19 protein-coding genes are annotated in these 19,619 nt (G+C 56.5%); 5 read left to right on the forward strand and 14 right to left on the reverse strand.

Annotated elements, in window-relative coordinates; genetic code table 11:
• Positions 1 to 16: 16 nt before the first annotated feature.
• The 11 genes from ftsA to B4A77_RS10820 are packed head-to-tail and all read right to left on the reverse strand — an operon-like array spanning position 17 to position 12,249.
• Positions 17 to 1,258, reverse strand: coding sequence for a cell division protein FtsA (ftsA, locus tag B4A77_RS10770; protein WP_173365140.1), 1,242 nt, complete (start codon positions 1,256 to 1,258; stop codon positions 17 to 19).
• On the reverse strand, positions 1,251 to 2,099 hold the full coding sequence (locus B4A77_RS10775; protein WP_173365139.1) for a cell division protein FtsQ/DivIB: 849 nt from the start codon (positions 2,097 to 2,099) through the stop codon (positions 1,251 to 1,253). The genes ftsA and B4A77_RS10775 overlap by 8 nt, the downstream gene beginning before the upstream one ends.
• The gene (murC, locus tag B4A77_RS10780) at positions 2,090 to 3,472 is read right to left on the reverse strand and encodes a UDP-N-acetylmuramate--L-alanine ligase (RefSeq protein WP_173381318.1); all 1,383 of its coding nucleotides are present in this window, start codon (positions 3,470 to 3,472) and stop codon (positions 2,090 to 2,092) included. Before murC ends, B4A77_RS10775 begins: the two co-directional genes overlap by 10 nt.
• Positions 3,472 to 4,542: an undecaprenyldiphospho-muramoylpentapeptide beta-N-acetylglucosaminyltransferase gene (gene murG, locus B4A77_RS10785; RefSeq protein WP_173381319.1), complete on the reverse strand. Its 1,071-nt coding sequence runs from the start codon at positions 4,540 to 4,542 to the stop codon at positions 3,472 to 3,474. Before murG ends, murC begins: the two co-directional genes overlap by 1 nt.
• On the reverse strand, positions 4,539 to 5,714 hold the full coding sequence (ftsW, locus tag B4A77_RS10790; protein WP_173365136.1) for a putative lipid II flippase FtsW: 1,176 nt from the start codon (positions 5,712 to 5,714) through the stop codon (positions 4,539 to 4,541). The genes murG and ftsW overlap by 4 nt, the downstream gene beginning before the upstream one ends.
• 17 nt (positions 5,715 to 5,731) lie before the next feature.
• Complete coding sequence (locus B4A77_RS10795; RefSeq protein WP_173365135.1) at positions 5,732 to 7,120, reverse strand: UDP-N-acetylmuramoyl-tripeptide--D-alanyl-D-alanine ligase; 1,389 nt, start codon at positions 7,118 to 7,120, stop codon at positions 5,732 to 5,734.
• Positions 7,114 to 8,538: a UDP-N-acetylmuramoyl-L-alanyl-D-glutamate--2,6-diaminopimelate ligase gene (locus B4A77_RS10800; RefSeq protein ID WP_290740634.1), complete on the reverse strand. Its 1,425-nt coding sequence runs from the start codon at positions 8,536 to 8,538 to the stop codon at positions 7,114 to 7,116. Before B4A77_RS10800 ends, B4A77_RS10795 begins: the two co-directional genes overlap by 7 nt.
• Positions 8,538 to 10,469 carry a penicillin-binding transpeptidase domain-containing protein gene (locus B4A77_RS10805; protein WP_290723229.1) on the reverse strand — a complete coding sequence of 644 codons (1,932 nt, stop codon included), beginning with the start codon at positions 10,467 to 10,469 and terminating at the stop codon, positions 8,538 to 8,540. The genes B4A77_RS10800 and B4A77_RS10805 overlap by 1 nt, the downstream gene beginning before the upstream one ends.
• Entirely contained in the window at positions 10,459 to 10,776 is a 318-nt protein-coding gene (locus tag B4A77_RS10810; protein WP_173381322.1) for a hypothetical protein, read from the reverse strand. The genes B4A77_RS10805 and B4A77_RS10810 overlap by 11 nt, the downstream gene beginning before the upstream one ends.
• On the reverse strand, positions 10,773 to 11,786 hold the full coding sequence (gene rsmH, locus B4A77_RS10815; RefSeq protein WP_290740637.1) for a 16S rRNA (cytosine(1402)-N(4))-methyltransferase RsmH: 1,014 nt from the start codon (positions 11,784 to 11,786) through the stop codon (positions 10,773 to 10,775). The genes B4A77_RS10810 and rsmH overlap by 4 nt, the downstream gene beginning before the upstream one ends.
• A complete protein-coding gene (locus tag B4A77_RS10820; protein ID WP_290723235.1) occupies positions 11,773 to 12,249 on the reverse strand; it encodes a division/cell wall cluster transcriptional repressor MraZ in 477 nt (158 codons plus the stop codon). The genes rsmH and B4A77_RS10820 overlap by 14 nt, the downstream gene beginning before the upstream one ends.
• Before the next feature lie 230 nt (positions 12,250 to 12,479).
• On the opposite strand from B4A77_RS10820, the gene B4A77_RS10825 reads away from it, so the two are divergent.
• Positions 12,480 to 12,788 carry a hypothetical protein gene (locus tag B4A77_RS10825; RefSeq protein ID WP_290723236.1) on the forward strand — a complete coding sequence of 103 codons (309 nt, stop codon included), beginning with the start codon at positions 12,480 to 12,482 and terminating at the stop codon, positions 12,786 to 12,788.
• Between the two features lie 101 nt (positions 12,789 to 12,889).
• Here B4A77_RS10825 and B4A77_RS10830 read toward each other — a convergent pair whose 3' ends face one another.
• Together B4A77_RS10830 and B4A77_RS10835 are read right to left on the reverse strand one after the other, a co-directional pair.
• Complete coding sequence (locus B4A77_RS10830; RefSeq protein WP_173365129.1) at positions 12,890 to 13,684, reverse strand: fibrobacter succinogenes major paralogous domain-containing protein; 795 nt, start codon at positions 13,682 to 13,684, stop codon at positions 12,890 to 12,892.
• 37 nt (positions 13,685 to 13,721) lie between these two features.
• Positions 13,722 to 14,585 carry an NAD(P)/FAD-dependent oxidoreductase gene (locus B4A77_RS10835; RefSeq protein ID WP_290729009.1) on the reverse strand — a complete coding sequence of 288 codons (864 nt, stop codon included), beginning with the start codon at positions 14,583 to 14,585 and terminating at the stop codon, positions 13,722 to 13,724.
• A 120-nt stretch (positions 14,586 to 14,705) separates the two neighbouring features.
• Here B4A77_RS10835 and B4A77_RS10840 point away from each other — a divergent pair, with 120 nt between their 5' ends.
• Positions 14,706 to 15,818, forward strand: coding sequence for a glycosyl hydrolase family 8 (locus B4A77_RS10840; RefSeq protein WP_290740640.1), 1,113 nt, complete (start codon positions 14,706 to 14,708; stop codon positions 15,816 to 15,818).
• Positions 15,819 to 15,833: 15 nt separating this feature from the next.
• Positions 15,834 to 16,760: an FISUMP domain-containing protein gene (locus tag B4A77_RS10845; protein ID WP_290740644.1), complete on the forward strand. Its 927-nt coding sequence runs from the start codon at positions 15,834 to 15,836 to the stop codon at positions 16,758 to 16,760.
• 104 nt (positions 16,761 to 16,864) lie between these two features.
• Here B4A77_RS10845 and argJ read toward each other — a convergent pair whose 3' ends face one another.
• Positions 16,865 to 18,082 carry a bifunctional glutamate N-acetyltransferase/amino-acid acetyltransferase ArgJ gene (argJ, locus tag B4A77_RS10850; protein WP_072808701.1) on the reverse strand — a complete coding sequence of 406 codons (1,218 nt, stop codon included), beginning with the start codon at positions 18,080 to 18,082 and terminating at the stop codon, positions 16,865 to 16,867.
• A gap of 74 nt (positions 18,083 to 18,156) precedes the next feature.
• On the opposite strand from argJ, the gene greA reads away from it, so the two are divergent.
• Positions 18,157 to 18,624, forward strand: a complete 468-nt coding sequence (greA, locus tag B4A77_RS10855; RefSeq protein WP_173365124.1) for a transcription elongation factor GreA — start codon at positions 18,157 to 18,159, stop codon at positions 18,622 to 18,624.
• A gap of 16 nt (positions 18,625 to 18,640) precedes the next feature.
• On the forward strand, positions 18,641 to 19,609 hold the full coding sequence (gene holA, locus B4A77_RS10860) for a DNA polymerase III subunit delta (protein WP_290729015.1): 969 nt from the start codon (positions 18,641 to 18,643) through the stop codon (positions 19,607 to 19,609).
• The last annotated feature ends 10 nt before the right edge of the window (positions 19,610 to 19,619 follow it).

The raw sequence follows: 19,619 nt of genomic DNA on the forward strand, positions 1-19,619 counted from the left end.
TGGTTGTTTTTGTTGTTTAAAAGTATGTCTGGACCAAATCCTTGATCCACTGAAGACCTTTCTTGACGGATACCGTAATCTGCTTACCCGTCTCGTTCCTTCTGTTCTCGCGCTGCTTACGGGCGGCGTAATGCAGGAGCCCGATGCCTGTCGCGTAGGAGGGCTTGCGGAACGCTTCCTGGATTCCGCTGAAGAACTTGGGAAGCCCGATGCGCACCGGCTTGTGGAACACCTTCTCGGCAATCTCGTCGATTCCTTCGAGGGCGCAGCAGCCGCCCGTCAGCACGATTCCGCCGTTGATGAGGCCGTCGATTTTGTGCTTCTGGAGGTCATCGCTCAGCATCTTAAAAATCTCGGCGACACGGGCCGTGATTACGCGCGCAAGGAGCTTGCGGGAGCACTGCACGTCCCCGCGGTCGCCCACGCCCGGGACCGGGAAAGTTTCGTCCTCTATGAGGTTGTTGATTTTGCAGGTGCCGTATTTCTTCTTGATTTCTTCGGCCTTCGAAAGCGAAATGGGAACCTGGAGGCACTTGCTGATATCGCTCGTGATACTGTTCCCAGCAAGGTCAAGGGAAACCGTATAGCGAACGGACTCGCCCACGAACACGGCCACGTCGGCAGAACCGGCGCCAATGTCAATCAGGGCGACTCCCAGTTCCTTTTCATCCTCGGTGAGCACGGCATAGGCGGCAGCAAGGGGTTCCAGCACAAATTCCATCGTGTGGAGACCGGCGCTCTTTACGCACTTGTCCAGGTTCTGGATGGCGTTCGGGCGCGAGGTAACCACCTGGACTTCGACGCCGAGGCGGCGGCCGTTGAGGCCCTTCGGGTTGCGGATGCCCGGCTGGTCGTCGAGCGTGTATTCGCCCGGGAACACGTGGATAATCTGCCCGGCCGATTCGGGAATCGTGCTCGCCTGGTCCTTGACCGTTTCGATATCCTGGCTGCGGACTTCTCCGGTCGGAAGCGTAATGAGTCCCCTGTAGTTGAACGAGGAGACATGCTTTCCGGCGATACCCACGTACACGTCGTGGACATCCACGCCGACCGTCGACTCGATGGACTGGGCCGCATTCTTGAGCGTCTCGACCACGTGATCGAACTCGTCCGCATTGGTCAACGGGAAATCCCCGCATTCCAACACGCGCACGGAGGCACCGTCCACCATGCCGACGAACAGGTTAATTTTCGAGGCTCCGATATCCAGACCGAATATCAGGTCCTCTTTCCTCATTTCATTCCTTGCTTCATCCATTGACACACCTCTTGTCAAAATTCCTTACATAGGCAAAGCCGGCATAACGCATGTCCAATTCACCGGCACAACGCAAATCCTTCGGGAAACCCGCCTTGACCATCTCGTACAGGGCGAAGAGATCGCTGTTCCAACCCGACTGCGGAAACAGCACATGAAACTCGACATCGCGGAAGAACACCTCGAAGGCCTTGTCTTCCGAATCCCAGCCCACCTGGGAAATCTGGCCGAAAAGCTTGGAATCGATCTTGCGCATTTCGGAGAGAAACTTGCATATGCGCTTGATTTCGTCCATGGAACCGGGTTCCACTATCGGAAGCCTGAGCGCAGTCGACATCGATAGCGGCATGGGCACTCCGCGTTCGGAATAGACAGTCGCCTTGCCCCCTTCGAAGAACGAAGCCACGGGATCCGCCTCCTGCAAACGGATTGTCACGGAGGAGGGGAACTTCTTCTCCACTTCCGCCGAACGGATGAGCGGCATCTGCATCAGCATTTTTTCTACCGAATCAGGTTCGAGTTCCGACATGAGCATTCCCGGTTCCACCTGCGCATTCTGGATAACGTCTTCCCACGAGAGCATGCGATTCCCCTCGATATCGATATACTGCAAATGGCGCAGTTCGAGCGGGTTGAATCGCTGCACGTAGAATCGGTTCGTCCAGAGAGCGACACCGGCGACAACCAGCAGGATTGCAACAATCCAGCCACGGCGCACGAACCAACGAGCGGCGCCCTTGAAGCCGCGTTTCAGCTTTTGAACGCGGGCCTCCTTGCGCTTGCTCTCGTTGTAGCCGATGCGACGGCCGAGGAATGTCGTCCTGGATTCGGTCAAATGCATTCCTCCAAAATACGGTCTCCCAACTTGTAGATGCTTCCGGCGCCCATCAGCACCACCACGTCGCCCGCCTTGAGTTCCTCCTTCAGGATCGGAAGCAGGTTCATCTGGTCGCCCACGAAACGGGCATTGCGGTGGCCGCGGTCGCTCGCGCTGTTTGCGACAAGCGCGCCTGTCACGCCTTCGATGGGGCGTTCACGCGCCGGATAGATATCCGTCACCAAAAGCACATCGCAGTTCGCGAAAGCCATACCGAAAGCTTCGTGCTGGTCGCGGGTGCGACTGAAAAGGTGCGGCTGGAACGCAACGACAATCCTCTTGTCCGGGAAAGCCTCGCGGAAGCCAAGCAGCGTCGCGGTCGCTTCAGTCGGGTGGTGCGCGTAGTCGTTGAACACCATCACGCCGTTCTTCTCGCCCATGAATTCGAAGCGGCGCGTCACGCCCTGGAACGCGGCACACGCCTTGCGGGCCACATCGGCAGAAATGCCTTCCTCGATAGCAAGCGCCACGGCGGCGGTCGCATTGAGCACGTTGTGGCGGCCCGGAATCTGGAGGCGGAATTCGCCCAGGTTTTCGCCGTCGTTCAATATTTCAAATACGGGATACCCCTTCTCGAAGCGAAGGTTGTCCACGCGATACTTGGCCTGTCGAGTAAAGCCATATGTTATCACCGGTTTCCTGACGCGCGAGAGAATCGCCTGCACGTTCGGGTCGTCGAGGCAGAGGATTGCCTGGCCGTAGAACGGAATCTTGTTCACGAACTGCACGAACGCATCCTTGATATCCTCAATATTCTCGTAAGTATCCAGATGGTCGGCATCGATGTTTGTCACGATGGCCGAAGACGGCATCATCGAAAGGAAACTGCGGTCGAACTCGTCGCTTTCGGCAATCAGGTAGTCGCCCTTGCCCACCTTGGCACCCGAGCCCTTGCCCTTCACCACGCCACCCACGATAATCGTCGGGTCGAGACCGGCTTCTTCCCAGATTTCACCGACGATGGAGGTTGTCGTCGTCTTCCCGTGCGTCCCGCAAATCGAGAGCGTATACTTCATGCGCATGAGTTCGCCGAGCATTTCGGCGCGGCGAATGACGGGGATGCGGCGGTTGTGCGCTTCCACGAGTTCAGGATTATCGTGCGGAACGGCGGACGAATACACGACCAGGTCGGCATTTTCCACGTTCTTCGCTTCGTGCTTCGGCGCAATCTTGATGCCAAGACCCTTGAGGTAGTCGATGACGGGACTTTCACCCGTATCGGAACCCGACACTTCAAATCCATTCGCATGCAGCACCTCGGCAATGCCGGACATCCCGGCGCCACCGATGCCCACAAAGTGGAGACGACGAACACGTTTACAATCATTGATCTGCATTACGCTTCTTCCTTTTCCAAGATGGCCTTCGCGATCTGGTCGGCGGCATCGGGCATTCCCAGCCCCTTCGCGGCAGCGGCCATAGCATTCAAACGGGTTTCATTCGCCAGAAGCTGCTCCACCTTTTCCCACAGGTGGTTCTCTTCGGCATCGAGCTCGACGAGGCATGCCCCCGCCTTTTCGACCACGCGGGCGTTGTGTTCCTGGTGGTTCGCAGTCGCATGCGGGAACGGGAGCAGAATCGACGGCTTTCCGAACGCGAGGATCTCGGCCAGGGCGGAAGCCCCGGCACGGCTGATTATCAGGTCGGCATGCTTCATGTAGGCGTAGATTCCGTCGAGGAACCCGCGGATGGCGACATTCGGCACATTGCCGACACGTTCCGAGATGGCTTCGACATTCTTCACGCCCACCTGCCACACGACAGACACGTCGTCGCGGGCGGCAATCGTCTTGATGCTTTCTTCAATCTTGTTGTTGATACCGGCTGCGCCCTGCGAACCGCCCACAATAAACACGGCCTTCTTGCCTGGGGCAAACTCGGCCGGACGAGCAAGCGAATCGCCATCGGGCAGCTTGCGCACGGGGTTTCCAAAGACCATGCACTTTTCTGCGGGGAAGAACTTCGCCGCATCATCGGAGGTCACAAACACAGTCTTCGCATAGCGAGACCCGACCTTGTTCGCGACACCGGCAACGGCATTCTGTTCCTGCAGGTAGACGGGGATTCCGAGACGGCCTGCCGCCATCACAATCGGGAGCGACACGTAGCCGCCCGTCGCCACGACCACATCGGGATTCACTTTCTTCACGACGCTCTTCGCACGCACCAGCGACTTCGAAAGCTTGAACGGAAGAGCCAAATTCTTGAGGAACGGACCGCGGTGGAGCGGTTCCGCCGTGATATATTCATAAGGCCAGTTGCCAGCCACAAGGCGTTCTTCCATAGAATCCTTACGACCGGCGAACGTGATGTCCGTATAGCCCTTTTTCTTTAGGCTTTCGGCAATCGCAACTGCCGGGAAAATGTGGCCACCGGTGCCACCGCACACAAACAGGAACTTTTTCATGATTCAGCCCTCGTTATATCAAAACCGCCGAACGTATAGACGTTCGTTTTCTCGCCGCCCACATAGGGCTCGTCTATTCTCTTTCCCGTCCCGGACTTGGAAATATTCAACAGGACTCCTATGAACAGGCCGGAAACAATCAGGTTCGTCCCGCCAAAGCTGAGGAACGGAAGCGGCTGGCCCGTTGTCGGGATGAGCCCCGTACTCACGCACACATGGACGATAAAGTTCAGGAACAGGGATGTCGTCAGCGCCACCGCCATATACTTTCCGAAGCGAGTCGAAGAATTCCTCGCAATCTCGAATCCCTGGTAGAAGAGCACTCCAAAAACGAACAGCACGCAGAACGTCCCGATAAATCCAAATTCCTCGCCTATGACCGAATACACCACGTCCTTGTGTGCCTCCGGAAGGTATCCGAGTTTCTGGATGCCCATGCCAACTCCTGTTCCAAAAAAACCGCCATTGCCGAGGGCTTCCAGAGAACGTTCCGCCTGGTAAGCACTGTCCTGGTGCATCGACGGATCCAGGAACGCGGCAATGCGCTTCGAAGAATGGCTTTTCACCAGAAGCATGATTACACCCATCAGGAGCCCGCCCCCCAACGCCGGCAGCAAGTGCTTGAAGTTCACGCCGGCAACAAGAAGCATGGCCACGACAATGCTTGCGAACATGATCAGCATCGAGAAATTGGGCTGCAAAATCAGGAGGATTGCCGCAATCGCAAAAGGAATTCCGGGCTGGATTAAGCTGCACTTCAAGCTCTTTATTTCGGAGCCCGCCTCCGAAAGCTTGACCGCCACCATCACGATTAGCCCGAACTTCAGCACCTCGGAAGGCTGCAGCTGGAAGAATCCAAAATCCACCCAGCGTTTGGCACCAAGATGCGCCTTCCCGAAAATGAGGCAGTATACCGTCAGGGCGCAGCCCCCCGCAAAGATGACGCGCGAGAATTTTTTCCAGACCGAATAATCGATTTTTGCAGCAAAGAGCATGACAAGCAGCGTTACCAGCACCATCATGCAATGCTTCTTCAGGTAGTATTCCGGGGCAAGTCCCATCCTGAGCGCATGCTGGGTACAGGCCGTATAAACGACAACGATGCCAAAGCTCATCAACAAGAGTGTTGACAGCAGAAGCAGCTTGTTTACGCCTGTAGTCTGGTTGCTCATCTTAACTTCTCGATACCTTACGCCTTAGAAACCGGAGCCTGCTTGAGCAGGGCATCCACCACCTGTTCCATATGCATTCCGCGGCTGCCCTTCACGAGGAGCACGTCGCCTTCGCAGACCACTTCGCCCAAAAACTCAATCACGTCCTGCACAGAATCGAAATGGAAAGCCTGCTCCAGGCCGCCTTCCTTGGCGCCTTTCACATATTCCTTCGCATCCTCGCCCACAGCGAGCAGCAGGTCGAAATTCATCTCGGGAACGAGCTTTCCGATTTCGCGGTGCATTTCGCGACTCGCCTTTCCGAGTTCCAGCATGTCGCCGAGGACTGCGATACGGCAGCCGCGCACGTTCATGTTGCCGATGGTCTGAAGCGCCATGCGGGTAGAAGAGGGGTTCGCGTTGTAGCAGTCCGAAACAATCTTAAATCCGTTGCCCTTGCGGAATTCCATGCGCATGTTTGTCGCATGGAAAGCCTTGAGCGCCTTCGCGATATCGGCCTTCGGCACGCGGAAAGCCTCGCCCACGGCAATCGCCGCAAGCGCATTGTAGAGGTTGTGCGTCCCCGGCACGCTCAGTTCGAAATGCGTGCGGCCGACATAGAAATCGGCACAGGCGTTCTCGTTCCAGGTGAGCCTTTCGGGCTTCACGATTCCGCGATGCACGCCGAACGTGACGACCTTCATGTTCTTTGTCGAACGCACCTTGCAGAGGCGCGGGTCATCGGCATTCACGATCAAGGTGCCGTTCGTCTTGAGGCCATCCTTGATGGTAATTTTTTCGCGGAACACGCCGTCCAAATCGCCAAGGCGTTCCAGATGCGAAGCGCCGATGTTCGTAATCACGGCGACATCGGGTTCTGCGGCCAGCGAAAGCGGGCGGATTTCATCGGGACCGCTCGTGCCCATCTCGACGACAGCAGCCTCATGGCTGTGCTTCAGCTGGAACAGCGTCATCGGCACGCCAATATGGTTGTTGAAGTTGCCCTGCGTCGCATGGGTCTTGTATTTCATGGAGAGCACGGCCTTCGTCATCTCCTTGGTGGTCGTCTTGCCGTTGCTTCCGGTAATGGCGACCTTCTTCACCTTGAAGAGCCTCTGGTAGCCCTTGGCGAGCTTGAGCAGCGCCTTGGTGGTATCTTCCACCGGGGCATACATCTTGATGGAATTGCTTTCTACGGATTCCTGGTTCACAACGCTCATCAGCGCACCATCCTTTTCCATTTGAGAGACAAACTTGTGCGCATCGAAACGCGCTCCCTTTATAGGCCAGAACACTACGCCCTTGGCCTTCTCGCGTGAATCCATGCAGAGATTCACTTTCCGCTTCAAGACGCTGGCCGGAACACCCACGGCGGATGTTTCCAGGATTTCCAGCATTTCGCGGACTGTCAAATCAAGCTTTAACATTCTTCCATCGCCTTCACCGCTTCTTCGCGGTCGTCAAAATGATGCTTCGTCTTGCCGACGATCTGGTAATCTTCGTGGCCCTTGCCCGCAATTACGAGCCAATCGCCATCCTTCAGCGCGACACATGCCTTGCGGATGGCTTCCGCACGGTCCGCCACGACCTCAAACTTGTCCGTACTCATTCCCGCGCGCACATCCTCGATAATCGCGAGCGGGTCTTCCGTGCGCGGGTTGTCGGAAGTGAGCCAAGCCTTGTCGGCAATCGTTTCCGCGATGTGGCCCATGATGGGGCGCTTGGTGCGGTCGCGGTCACCTCCGCAGCCGAATACCGTAGAGAGCGTCCCGCGGCAGAGTTTGCGCGCCGTCGTAAGCACGCGTTCCAGGGCGTCGGGCGTATGCGCATAGTCGACCACGACATGCTTTCCGTCCTTGTTCCATACCTTCTCGAAACGGCCCGGCACGCGGACGCTCGCAAGCGCAGCACGCATCGAGAGTTCCGGGATTCCGACCGCATTCGCCCAGGCGAGCACAAGCAACACGTTATCCACGTTAAAGTCGCCACAGAGGGGCGTCTCGAATTTTTCCTTCGCAACGGCAGGCAGGCTGAACACGAGGCCGTTCTCGGTATTCTGCACGTCGCCTTCCGGCTTCACGGAGGCCTTCGCATTCCCGAGCCTCGAAACCGCGACGGCATTTTTCCCGAGCGTCTTCAGTTCATCAAAAAGTCTCTCGCCGTGCGCATCGTCGATGTTCACCACGGCAACGCCATCATCGGCAAGGTATTTCGTAAAGAGGAGTTTCTTGGCCTCGAAATAGGCATCCATCGTCTTGTGGTAATCGAGATGGTCTTGCGTGAGGTTGCTGAAGAGCCCGCTCCTGAAGCGAATTCCGGCCACGCGCCCCTGGTGCAGCGAATGGCTCGACGTTTCCATGACGAGGTCGGTGCATCCGGCCGCAACAGCCTTCGAGGCGAACGCGAACAAATCCAAAAGGCCCGGAGTCGTGAGCGTCGCGGGAACGGACGATTCGCCAATCTTGTTCTTGATGGTGCCGAGGAGAGCCGTTTTCCGGCCTGCCGATTCAAGCATCGCATTCATGAGGAAGGCGCTGGTCGTCTTGCCGTTCGTACCTGTCACCGCATGGCAGCGGAGCTTCGCGAACGGATCCTTGTAAAATACACGGGCCGCTTCCAGGCGAGCTTCCTTCACGTCCGAGACCTGGATCCACTTGGAGGCAAGCCCTGCAGGGGCAGCCTGTTCGCTCACCACGGCAACGGCACCCGAAGCAAGGGCGCTGCGCGCAAATTCTTCATAGCCATCCGCGGGCATGGAGAAGAACAGGTCCTGCGCCTTCACGCGGCGGGAATCGTCGCAAAGTCCCTTGACAGACAAATTCTGCATCAAAGCTTCCGAAATCATCAACCTCTCTCCTTAAGCTTCAGCTTGCAAATTGTACCCTTGCGTAGTTCTTCCTCCGGCATCGGGGACTGCGCTACGACATGGCCCTTGCCCTCGTATTCCACGTTCACGCGGATGTTGCCCATAATTTCCATGGCGTCGCGCAGCGAAAGCCCCTTCAAGTCAGGCATCTTCGATGCGGCCATCTCGCCAAGGACAAGCGTCACGCCCGCCGTATCGGATGTGTTCTGGCGCTGGGAAATAACGCGGGAACCCACGCCGTCAAAAGCCACCTTGCAGTTCCTGTCGCTTGCAACCTTTTTCGCGCCATCGAGCGGCATTCCCATAAAATCGACATCGCAGGGAGTATCGCGTTTCACCTGCGCCAGGTTATACGAAATCGGCGAAAGTTGCGGATGGAAGTAGATCCCTTCCATAATCCGACGGAAAATAGGGCCCGCCGTGACGCCACCCGTATGTCCGCGGTCCTTGTCCATATTCGGGTCATCGACCAAGACCATGCACACGTAGCGAACATCCTCGATCGGAGCAAGGCCAATAAGCGAAGCAACCTGGCGATTCTTGTCGTACTTGCGCGTCACGTGGTTATACTTTTCGGCCGTACCCGTCTTGCCACCAAAAATCACATTCGGAATCTTCTTGCTCATCGCCTGCTTTGCCGTTCCCTTCTTGTCATACACCACGCGCTGGAGCATCTTGCGGATAGAGGCCGCAGTCTTCTCCGAAATCACGCGGCGAACGGCCGTCGGCTTTTTCTTGTCGACCACGTTGCCCTGCCAATCGCGCCATTCCTTCACAATCATCGGTTCCATGAGAACACCGCCGTTCGCGATTGCCGCATACGCCATCGCCATCTGTATCGGGGTCACCATCACGGCATGCCCGTAGCCCATCGTCATGAGCGTACGCGCATCGCGTTCCAGTTCGAAGGGCTTCAACAGGCGTCCGCTTTCCTCGCCCTGGAAATATTCCGAAGTCTGGATGCCAATACCGAAGCTGCGCGCCATGCGATAGAACCTGTCGGCGCCAACCGCATCCGCGACCCTCGCAAAGTACACGTTCGAGGACTGTGCCATGGCCTCGGGCATATCCACCTCCCCGATGACATGGGAATCGCAAATCGGCTTCTCGTTCTTGAACTTCGGATTGCCTTCCCACCATTCCCAGCAGCGCCCGCCATTGCTCGGGTAAACCTTGTCCGGCGAAACAATGCCGTCTTCGAGGGCGGCGGCAGCCGTAATCACCTTGAAGGTAGAGCCCGGCTCGTAGGGAAGCGAAACGATGTCATTCTTGGCCATGCGCCCCACGCCCTGCGTTCTAGAATTCGGGTCAAACGTCGGATAACTCGCCATCGCGAGGATTTCTCCCGTAACGGGCTCGATGACCACCGCGCTTGCACTTGCCGCCTGAAACTCCTCGACGCCATCCTTCAAGGCCTTCTCGACAATTTCCTGCATGTTGCGGTCGATGGTGAGGACCAGGTTCAGTCCCGGTTCCGCCTTCGCCACTTCCTCGGAGCGGCTGTAAATTTCGCGCTTCTGGACATCGCGCACGCCCACGCGTATCCCTTCGATTCCGCTCAACGTGGTGTCGAACACCTTCTCCATGCCCATGTTGCCGCGGCCGTTGAAATCGAGTTTCCCGACAATCTGGCTCGCCAGATGCCCTTGCAAGAATATGCGGCTATAGTCATCGACACCCTTCGTGGTATCGCGATAGTTGTCGGCAAACACAATACCGTTCCTGTCCATGATGCGTCCGCGACCCGCATACACGTTGCGCGTACTCGTCACGCGATCCTTCGTCTTGGTCTGGTAGACTTCGCTGTTGAGCACCTGGATGTTGAAAGTCTGCCACATCAGCACGCCGACGAGGCTCATCACGACCCACTTGAGGAAGGCCAGCGGTTCCAATTTTACCCTATTGTACACCGGGACCTCCCGCATCCATCACCTTCACGGGGACTCCATTGAGCCCAAGCCCCACCGAGTCGGCAAAACTGCACAGGTATTCGAGCGACGAATACTGATTTATTTTTAGGTCCAGCATCAAAATGTCGCGCTTCAAAAAAACGATCTCGTTCGAAAGCGCATAGGACTTCGAATAGAGCGCATTCACCCTGTTCTGAAGGTACAAGGGAGTCACGAGGCCGATGACAATCAGCACGAACACAACCGCAACGATCAGGAAGGTCGCCCTGTTCGTCTTCGGTACCGGCAATTTATCCGTAGCGCTCATACCCGTTCGTACACCCTCAGTTTCGCAGAGCGAGCCCTGCTGTTCCTTGCAATCTCTTCACTTGTCGGCAAAATCGGCTTGCGGTTCACCTTGCGCAGGCGCTGGTGATTGCCGCCGCACGTGCACACCGGCTGGCGTTCGGGGCAAATGCAGGCCCTCTCGAACTTCGCGGCGGTTTCCTTCACGCAGCGGTCCTCCACCGAATGGTAGCTCATCACCACCAGGCGACCACCCACCTTGAGGCAGTCCACCGCGGCGCTCAGGCTATCTTCAATCTCCTTGAGTTCGCCATTCACTTCCATGCGTATAGCCTGGAAAACGCGTGCCAAAAGGCCGTTCACTTCGCGCTTCTTGTCGGGGAATACCGATTCCACCACGGCCTTCACGTCGGAAGGGAGAATATCGCGGTTCCCGGCCTTCACCGTGCCCGCCATTTCTACAAGGCGGGTTGCAAGCTTGAACGCACGGTCCATATCCGCATTCTTGCGGAGGGCCGCGGCAAGCGTTTCTGCATCGACATTCTTGAGCCATTCCTGCGCAGATACACCTTCACGGCGGTCCATGCGGAGATCGAGCGGATTATCGCCCACAAAGGTGAACCCGCGCTTGGAATCGTCAACCTGGTGGCTGCTGATTCCCAAATCGTAAAGAATGCCGTCGAGAGTATTCGGTGCAATCTCGTTCTTCAGTTCACCGAAGCGCACCGGATGCACAACGAACTTGCACTTCACACCCGCAAGGCGCTTGGTCGCAAACGCAACGGCTTCCTCGTCACGGTCAAACGCGTGGAGCGTTCCGCCTTCGTTTAATTTGTTCGCAATCGCGTAGGAATGTCCGCCACCGCCGAGCGTGCAGTCGCCATAGGTACCATCAGGCCTGATGTTCAGCCCATCAAGGCATTCGGCAAGCATCACGGGGTCGTGATAGAACACGCCATCGGTAGCGCCGGCAAGAGCCGCAGAATATTCGTTTGTCTGTAAATTAGTTTGTCTGAGGTCAGCGTTTGTCATCAAGACCCTCCGACGAACCGATCAAGTAGAACATCTCATCGAACGCGTTCTGAGCTTCAACAGAATCCATGTTGCGCTCCTTCTCGAATCGTTCGGGGTTCCACAATTCCAGAGACCGTCCGCGACCGGGAGTGTAAACCACTTCGGTCGTAAGACCCGCATAATCCAAGAACTTCTTGGGAATGAGAATGCGGTTCTGGCCATCCATTTCAACTGGGCTGGCATCGAGCTGTTTCCGGAATACATCGGCTCGACGGCGATCTTTGAACGCGTCGAGTTCGGCCATGAACTTCACGTACTCGGGCAACATGTACAACCGGAGGGTGTGGTTCGGGTCGCGAGCGATCACGAACTCAGTCCCTTCGGTAGGCCACAGCTGGCGACGGAGTTCCCTGGGGAAGGAAGACCTTCCCTTTCCGTCTATCGCCGTCTTGGCGTTACCTATGAAATACGGTAAATTCATTTAATTCCTTGACACACTTTGCCACAACACTTATAACACATGGTAAAATTAAACATTTTCTACCACTACGGCAATAAAATTTTGGAATATCGCCCCCAGAAACCGGAAAACTTACAGAAAGCATACCTCGTACCGAGGTCCGATTTCGTTTTGGTGTTCAGATGAGCATTAACAAAAAAAAGACCCTATCGGGCCAAGTTGGATTTATCAAACTAAATTTTGACTACGCTATGAAAAAGTTCAAGCTCACCAAACTGAAGATCAAGATTATCGCGATTGTCCTACTGTACCCTACCCTAGTCGTAGGGCACAACATCTATTTTGACGAAACCACGCTCTTCGGCATGCTAGCCCTGCCCTCTACCATCTGGTTCGGCCTTGCCATTTTCATCATGTGCAATGCCGGAGCGCTCCCTCCTGGAGCCAAGCCATACGAATACGTGGTCGAAGACGATTTCGACAAGGCGCTAAAGAGCATGAAAAAGAATAAGGGAAAGGACAACAAGCCCAAAAGAAAATACCAAGGGCTTGATAAGTGAGACAAGGGAGGGCTAAAAGCCTTCATTTTGACATTTTAGCAGACCAAATCGGTTAAAAGCTGTCATTGCCGGTCTATTTTTGGGAAGGCAAGGTTTACGCCCTAGTCCTTAAGGCAACGAACAGAAAGCCCTTCGTACTTGCCGTTGTGAGTCAGTCCCGCATTGTCGAGGTCGTAGTACAAGTCCATGAAGAACGCGCTGTAGCCATCGTATTCAGTAGAACTCCAGAACCTCACTACGTCACCCTCTCTGTAGTAATCAAAGATGTCCCTGAAGCCGGCGGGCAACGCGGAAAAGCCGAAAGCATCGGTGCCGTTGCCACTGCTGTTCCAGCCGCTAGTGGACTTGAGTACCTTACCCGCTGTACTGGAACCACCAACTGTCGTAATCAACGTATTCCATTCCGTGGAGTCCGGCAGGTGCCAACCCTCGGGACAAACACCACGTACCAGATAGTCCGGCGAGCAGGTCATACCGATTACACTGTAACCGCAGCCCTTGCCGTTTGTGCTCCACGTACCAACGCTATCCATGGCTGCAGCCCAGGTGTATAGGCGACCGTACTTGGTGCTGTAGGATGCGTCGTTGTCGTAGTACCAACTAGTAGAATCGAGGGTGTTGCCACTATGGTTATAAGGGACACCGGTGTATGCGTAGTTAAGGTTTTCGGCCATCCAAGTTTGGGTGCCGATTTTCACGGTCCTATACGTCTGGCCGTCGCGGGAGTCGGTCATAGTTCCAGTGGGCACACTTGTCTTGCTATCGCTCGACTTCGGTGTGACGCTGGGCGAAGAATCCTTCCCGTCCGGACGCGAGATAAAGCCGCTATCGTCATCGCTACAGGCGACAAACATCACGGGCAAAAGCAATACAAACAAAACTTTCAAGACACGCATTCGTCCTCCTTAAAAAATGCGTCCAAAAATATAGCGCTTATCGAGTCTCGCGCAAATACTTGATGGCGGCAAGGCTAGCAATGGCGCCCTCGCCCACGGCGACAGCAACCTGCAACGTACCGCCGGTGCAGTCCCCCGCGGCAAACAGGCCGGGAACCGTCGTCATGTAATCCTTGTCCAGCACGACGCTGCCGCCGTCGAAGGCGGCTCCCGCCTTCCGCGCAAGATCCATGGCACTTGCGCTGCCGAGGGCGACAAACAGCCCGTCGAGTTTCAGTTCCTCGCCATCATCGAACTTTACGCCGCCAAACGTTCCCTCGCCCACAAGGCCCGCGAGCTTTCGCTTGTCAATTCTTACTTTGTCTGTGAATTCAGCCGTCGGTTCCGCACCATTCGTAAGGAGCGTCACACTTCCGACCACATTCAGGAGTTCATTGCATTCATGCAGGGCATACTCGCCCGACCCAAGAACCGCGACATCCTTCCCGCGGTAAAAGAACGCATCGCACACCGCGCAGTAGCTCACGCCGTGGCCTTCCATCTCGGCCATACCCGGGAGAGGAGTCTTCTTGCGGGCAGAACCCGTCGCCATGATGCACGCGCGACCACGGTACTCGCCCTTGAGCCCCGTCGCCACGAATTCCTTCCCGTCGAAAAACAGGTCGGTCACCTCGTCCTCTACAAGGTTCGCCCCGAGCCGCTCGGCCTGGTTCTTGCCCACCTCATAGAGTTCTGCGCCCGTCAGCGGTTTCTCCAGGCCGTAATAATTCTCTATCATGTGCGCCTTTTCGAGCGCACCGGCGCCCTTCCCGACCAAGATAACGTCCAAGCCGGCACGCAACGCATAAAGCGATGCCGAAACGCCCGCTGGGCCCTGACCAATAATCAACATATCTGCCATAAATACCTCTCGTTGTAAAAATACGAAATTTCCACACATTTTTTTACACTTGTTTTCAAAAAGCGGTTTTGCATACGGGGCAAATTAAGTTATTTTAGATAATAGAATAGAGGATTTTATATGGAACGTAAAAAGCCCCGCGACATGTTCGTCGAAGCAGGCTACGGCCCGAACTTCGCCGACCAGCTAATCCAGAACGCATTCAGCAAACTCTTCGAGGGCGACCCCATCGACGAGCGCGTGTGCTTCGAGGCCGCCGACGACATGGCATACATCATCGACATCGGCCACGACGACATCCGCTCCGAAGGCATGAGCTACGGCATGTTCATTGCCGCCCTCACCGGCCACGACAAGCTTTTCCAGAAACTCTGGAACTTCGCGAAGAAATACCTGCGCAACGACGACGGCCCGCACAAGGGCTACTACTCCTGGCAAGTCTCCACCACCGACTTCTCGATGATGGACCCGGGTGCAGCCCCCGACGGCGAGGAATACATCGCGGCAGCCCTCCTCATCGCCGCAAAGAAGTTTGGCCGCGACGACTACAAGCAGGAGGCCATCGAGCTCATCAACTGCATCAAGAACAAGCCGTTCAACGAACTCGTCGGCCCGATGATCGACCCCGAACGTAAACTCATCAAGTTCTCGCCCGTGCTCGGCAACGACTTTACCGACCCGAGCTACCACACCATCGCATTCTACCGTGCCTACGCCGATGCGACCGGCGATAGCGAGTGGCTCGAGATTGCAAAAAACAGCATCGAGTACCTGAAGAAAGCCGCCCACCCCGAAACGGGCCTCTGCGGCGACTACTCCGAATACGACGGCACGCCCAAAGCCATGCCCTGGTTTCCCGAGAGCAACTGCTTCAGCGGCGACGCCTGGCGCGTGGCGCTCAACCTGAGCCTCGACTACGCACTCTTTGGCGGCGACGAGAGCGAAAAGGAAATCTGCACGCGCCTGCTGAACTTCTTCGAGAACAGGAGGCCCTACCTCTCTGACTACGCGACCGACGGCGGGCCCTACCCGCGCCAGGGCCGCAACGCTACGCCGGGCATCATCGCGATGAACGCGGCCGCGACACAAGTCCTCGATTCCGAAGACCCGCTGGTAAAGCCTTTCGTCAAAGACCTCGCGGCACTTTCCGTCCCGTTCCGCTTCTGGCGCTACTACGACGGCATGCTCTACATCATCGGGCTCTTGGCAACTGCCGGAAAAATTGAATTCTAAAACAAGGAGATCCAAATGAAACAGAGAACATTGCTCATCGGCCTGTCGCTTACGGCAGCTCTCGCTTTCACCGCCTGCGACGACATCCGCACGCAGGAATTTTCCGATGGCAAGGTGCGCATGGAATCCACCTATGTCAACGACAAGAAGCAGGGTATCGAAAAGGAATACTACAATAGCGGAACCCTCAGGCGCGAAACGAACTTCAACGCAGACCGCAAGGAAGGCGTGCAGAAGGAATACTACGAAGACGGCACCCTCCAGGCCGAAACTCCGTATGCCGACGGCTACATCGAAGGCGAAGTCGTCAAGTACCACAAGAACGGCAAGCTCGCTTCCAAGGCCAAATACCAGAAGAACAAGCAGATTGAATTCGGCGAAATGTACGATCCGGATGGTTCTCCCGCGACAGACGGCAGCTACAAGGACCCGCGCGACGGCTACGCCTACCAGTGGATCCGCATCGGCACCCAGGTGTGGACCGCCGAGAACATGAACTTCGGCACCTTCGAAGGTTCCGTGTGCAACCAGTGCAACCACTGGGGCCGCCTCTACAACTTCGAGAACGCGAAGAAGGCCTGCCTCGACGGCTTCCACATGCCCACCAAGGAAGAATGGAAGACGCTCCTCACCTTCGCCGAGACAAGCGGCAAGGTCGGCACCGTGCTCAAGGCCGGTTTCGGCTGGGATCCCATCAAGGAAGGCGGCAATGACTACGGCAACGGCAAGGACGAGCTCGGGTTCGGCGTGAAGGCCGGTGGCGCCCACTTCGCAAAGAGCGATGTTCCGCTGAAGGAACGCAAGTTCGAAGACGCCGGCAAGAAGGCCTACCTCTGGACGGCCGAAGGCGAAGTGCTCGTGTTCTACCACGACAAGGACATCGCGAAGTTCGAGAAGTTCAATCCCGAATTCGGAGCGAGCCTCCGCTGCCTGAAAGACTAGCTAGCGTTCTCACTTCAGTCTTTTCACTTTATAAGTAAAGCCCTCGGTCGCTGCCGAGGGCTTTGCCATTACAATCCTAATGACCAATAACTAATGACTAACAACTACGTCGTATATTCCGCGTTGATCTTCACGTAGCCGTAGCTCAGGTCGCAGGTGAACGCGCTTGCGGATGCCTGACCGATGTTGAGCACGAGCGTTACTTTGTATTCACGCTGGCGAACCACAGCATGGAGTGCCGCCGTCTGAGCTTCGTCGAGCTGGAGCGGGCGCCCGCCTTCAAGCACCTTCACGTCGCCAAAGTACAGGTCGGTGTGTTCGGCCACCATGTTGCAACCGCTGGAACCCGCACTGCTGAGGATGCGGCCCCAGTTCGGGTCTTCACCGAACATCGCGCACTTCGCGAGGTTGGATGTCCCGATGAAGCGGGCCATGCGGAGCGCTTCTTCGTGGCTTTCGGCCTTCTCGATACGCAGTTCGATAAGCTTGGTGGCACCTTCGCCATCACGCACGATGTCTTTCGCGAGGCTCTGCATGATGAGCATGAGGGCTGCACGGAACTCGCCCTGTTCGCTCAAGCTCAGGTCTTCGTAACGGAGTCCGCTCATGCCGTTCGCAAGCAAGATGCACGTGTCGTTCGTGCTGGTGTCGCCGTCGACGGTAATCGCGTTGAAGGAATCCGCAATGTCGGCACGGAATTCGGCGAAGAAGTCGATGGGGAGCGAGATATCGGTCGTGATGAAGGCAAGCATCGTCGCCATGTTCGGGTGAATCATGCCCGAACCCTTGCAGGCGCCGCCAATCGTAATCACGCCCTTTTCCGTCTGGATTTCCACGGCGTGGCTCTTGAGGGCAAGGTCGGTCGTGAGGATCGCGCGCCCGAATTCCTCGGAAGCGTCGGCGTGCAGCTTTTCCACGAGCTTCGGGATTCCCGCCTCGATCTTGTCCATCGGCATCAGGTGGCCAATCACGCCCGTGCTGCAAACGAGCACGCTCTTCGGGGTAAGGCCAAGGGCCTCTTCGGTCATCACGGCCATGCGTTCGGCATCCTTGTAGCCCTGTTCGCCGGTGCAGGCGTTCGCATTGCCGCTGTTCACTACGACCGCAGTCGCGAAATGGGCATGTTCAAGCGCAGCCTTGTCGTACAGTACCGGAGCGGCCTTCACCTTGTTGGTGGTAAAGACGGCGAAGCAACGGGCCGCCTTCTCGCTTTTCAAAAGCGCCATGTCGGCGTTACCGCTGGCCTTGATGCCAGCGCAAATTCCAGATGCGGTAAAGCCCTTGGGGGAGCAAACGCCGCCTTTTTCCAGCACAGTGTACATAGTATCTCCTAAAAAGAAGCTTTCTTTGCGATTCGGGGCTCGCAACGCCCGTTAAAATTTTTACCTTGTAGAGCATGGAAAAGATCCCGTTTACACAAGAAGCTTACGACCAGCTCGTCAAAGCACTCGAAAATTTAAAAAATGTAGAACGCCCGCGCGTCCTGCAAGAATTAGTTGATGCCCGTGCACAGGGCGATTTGAGCGAGAACGCCGAATACCATGCCGCGAAGGAACGTCTCGCCTCCATCGACAATATCGAAATGCCCAAGCTCCAGGACCAGCTGGCCAGGGCCGAAGTCGTCGCGTTCGACCCGAACTCCGACACCATCCGCTTCGGCGCGAAGGTCACGCTCATCAACGCCAAGACCAAGAAAAACGTCGTCTACCAGCTGGTGAGCCCCGAAGAAGCCGACGCCCTCAACGGCAAAATCAGCTTCAAGAGCCCCATCGGCGCCGCCCTCATGGGCAAGAAGAAGGGAGAAACCGTCGAGGTGACAACCCCGAGAGGCGTCAACAAGTTCGAAATCGTCGACTTCAGCTAAGGTACCCCCAACCCGCATGATTGTCACGCTCATCGGCAAGGACGAATTCAGCAAGGAAGCTCGAATCGGGAAATTCCTCGAGGAAGCCCTCGGCGACCGCAAGGACGACCCGATGTCCAGGCAAATCCTCTTTGCCACGGACACCAACATCCCTTCCATCGCCGATGCCGTCATCACCGCCTGCGATTCCGTCTCCATGTTCGCCCCCGAACAGGTTGTCGTCGTCCGCAAGGGCGAAGCGCTCAAGGCAGACGACAGCAAGGCCCTCGCCAAGTGGCTGAGCCACAATCCCCAGTGCAAGCTCCTCTTCGAATTCGAGAAGCTCGATGCCCGCGGCGAACTGTTCAAGGCGCTCAAGGGCGCAGGCGAAATCGAGAAATTCGAGGAACCCAAGCAGTACAAGATGGCCGAATGGATCGACGCCGCCATCCCCTCGCACTTCAACAAGGCGATTGACCGCGACGCAAGCCGCTACCTCGCCGAGGCTCTCGGCACCGACACCAAGCTCGTCTGCGAAGAAGTCGAGAAGGTGCTGCTTTTCGCTCCGGACTGCAAGAAGATTACGCTCGACCTCGTCCGCACCATGATCGTGCCGCAACGCGAGATGGTATCGTACGAAATCAACGATTCGTTCGGGCTGCGCGACGCAAAACAATACGCCCGCATGCTCAACGAGCTCTTGAACAACGGAGTGAACGCCATCCAGATCGCGGGTTCGCTCTACCGTTACTCCGTCGACCTGCTGAACTTCTCCTCCCTCCTAGACAAGGGGATGACGCCGAAGGATGCAGCCGCAGAACTCGGCAAGAACGACTACATCTTCAACGTGAAAGGCCGCGCCCCCGAATGTGCGCGACGCTGGAGCAAGCCGCTCCTCTGCCGCGTCATCCGCCGACTCGCCGACCTCGATTACGAATTCAAAAGCGGACTCTGCAGCACCCGCATTGCGCAGGAACTCGCGCTCGCGGCCCTCGTTATCCGGTAATGAAACTAGG

This window comes from Fibrobacter sp. UBA3718 (assembly GCF_002371935.1).
Lineage (GTDB): Bacteria > Fibrobacterota > Fibrobacteria > Fibrobacterales > Fibrobacteraceae > Fibrobacter.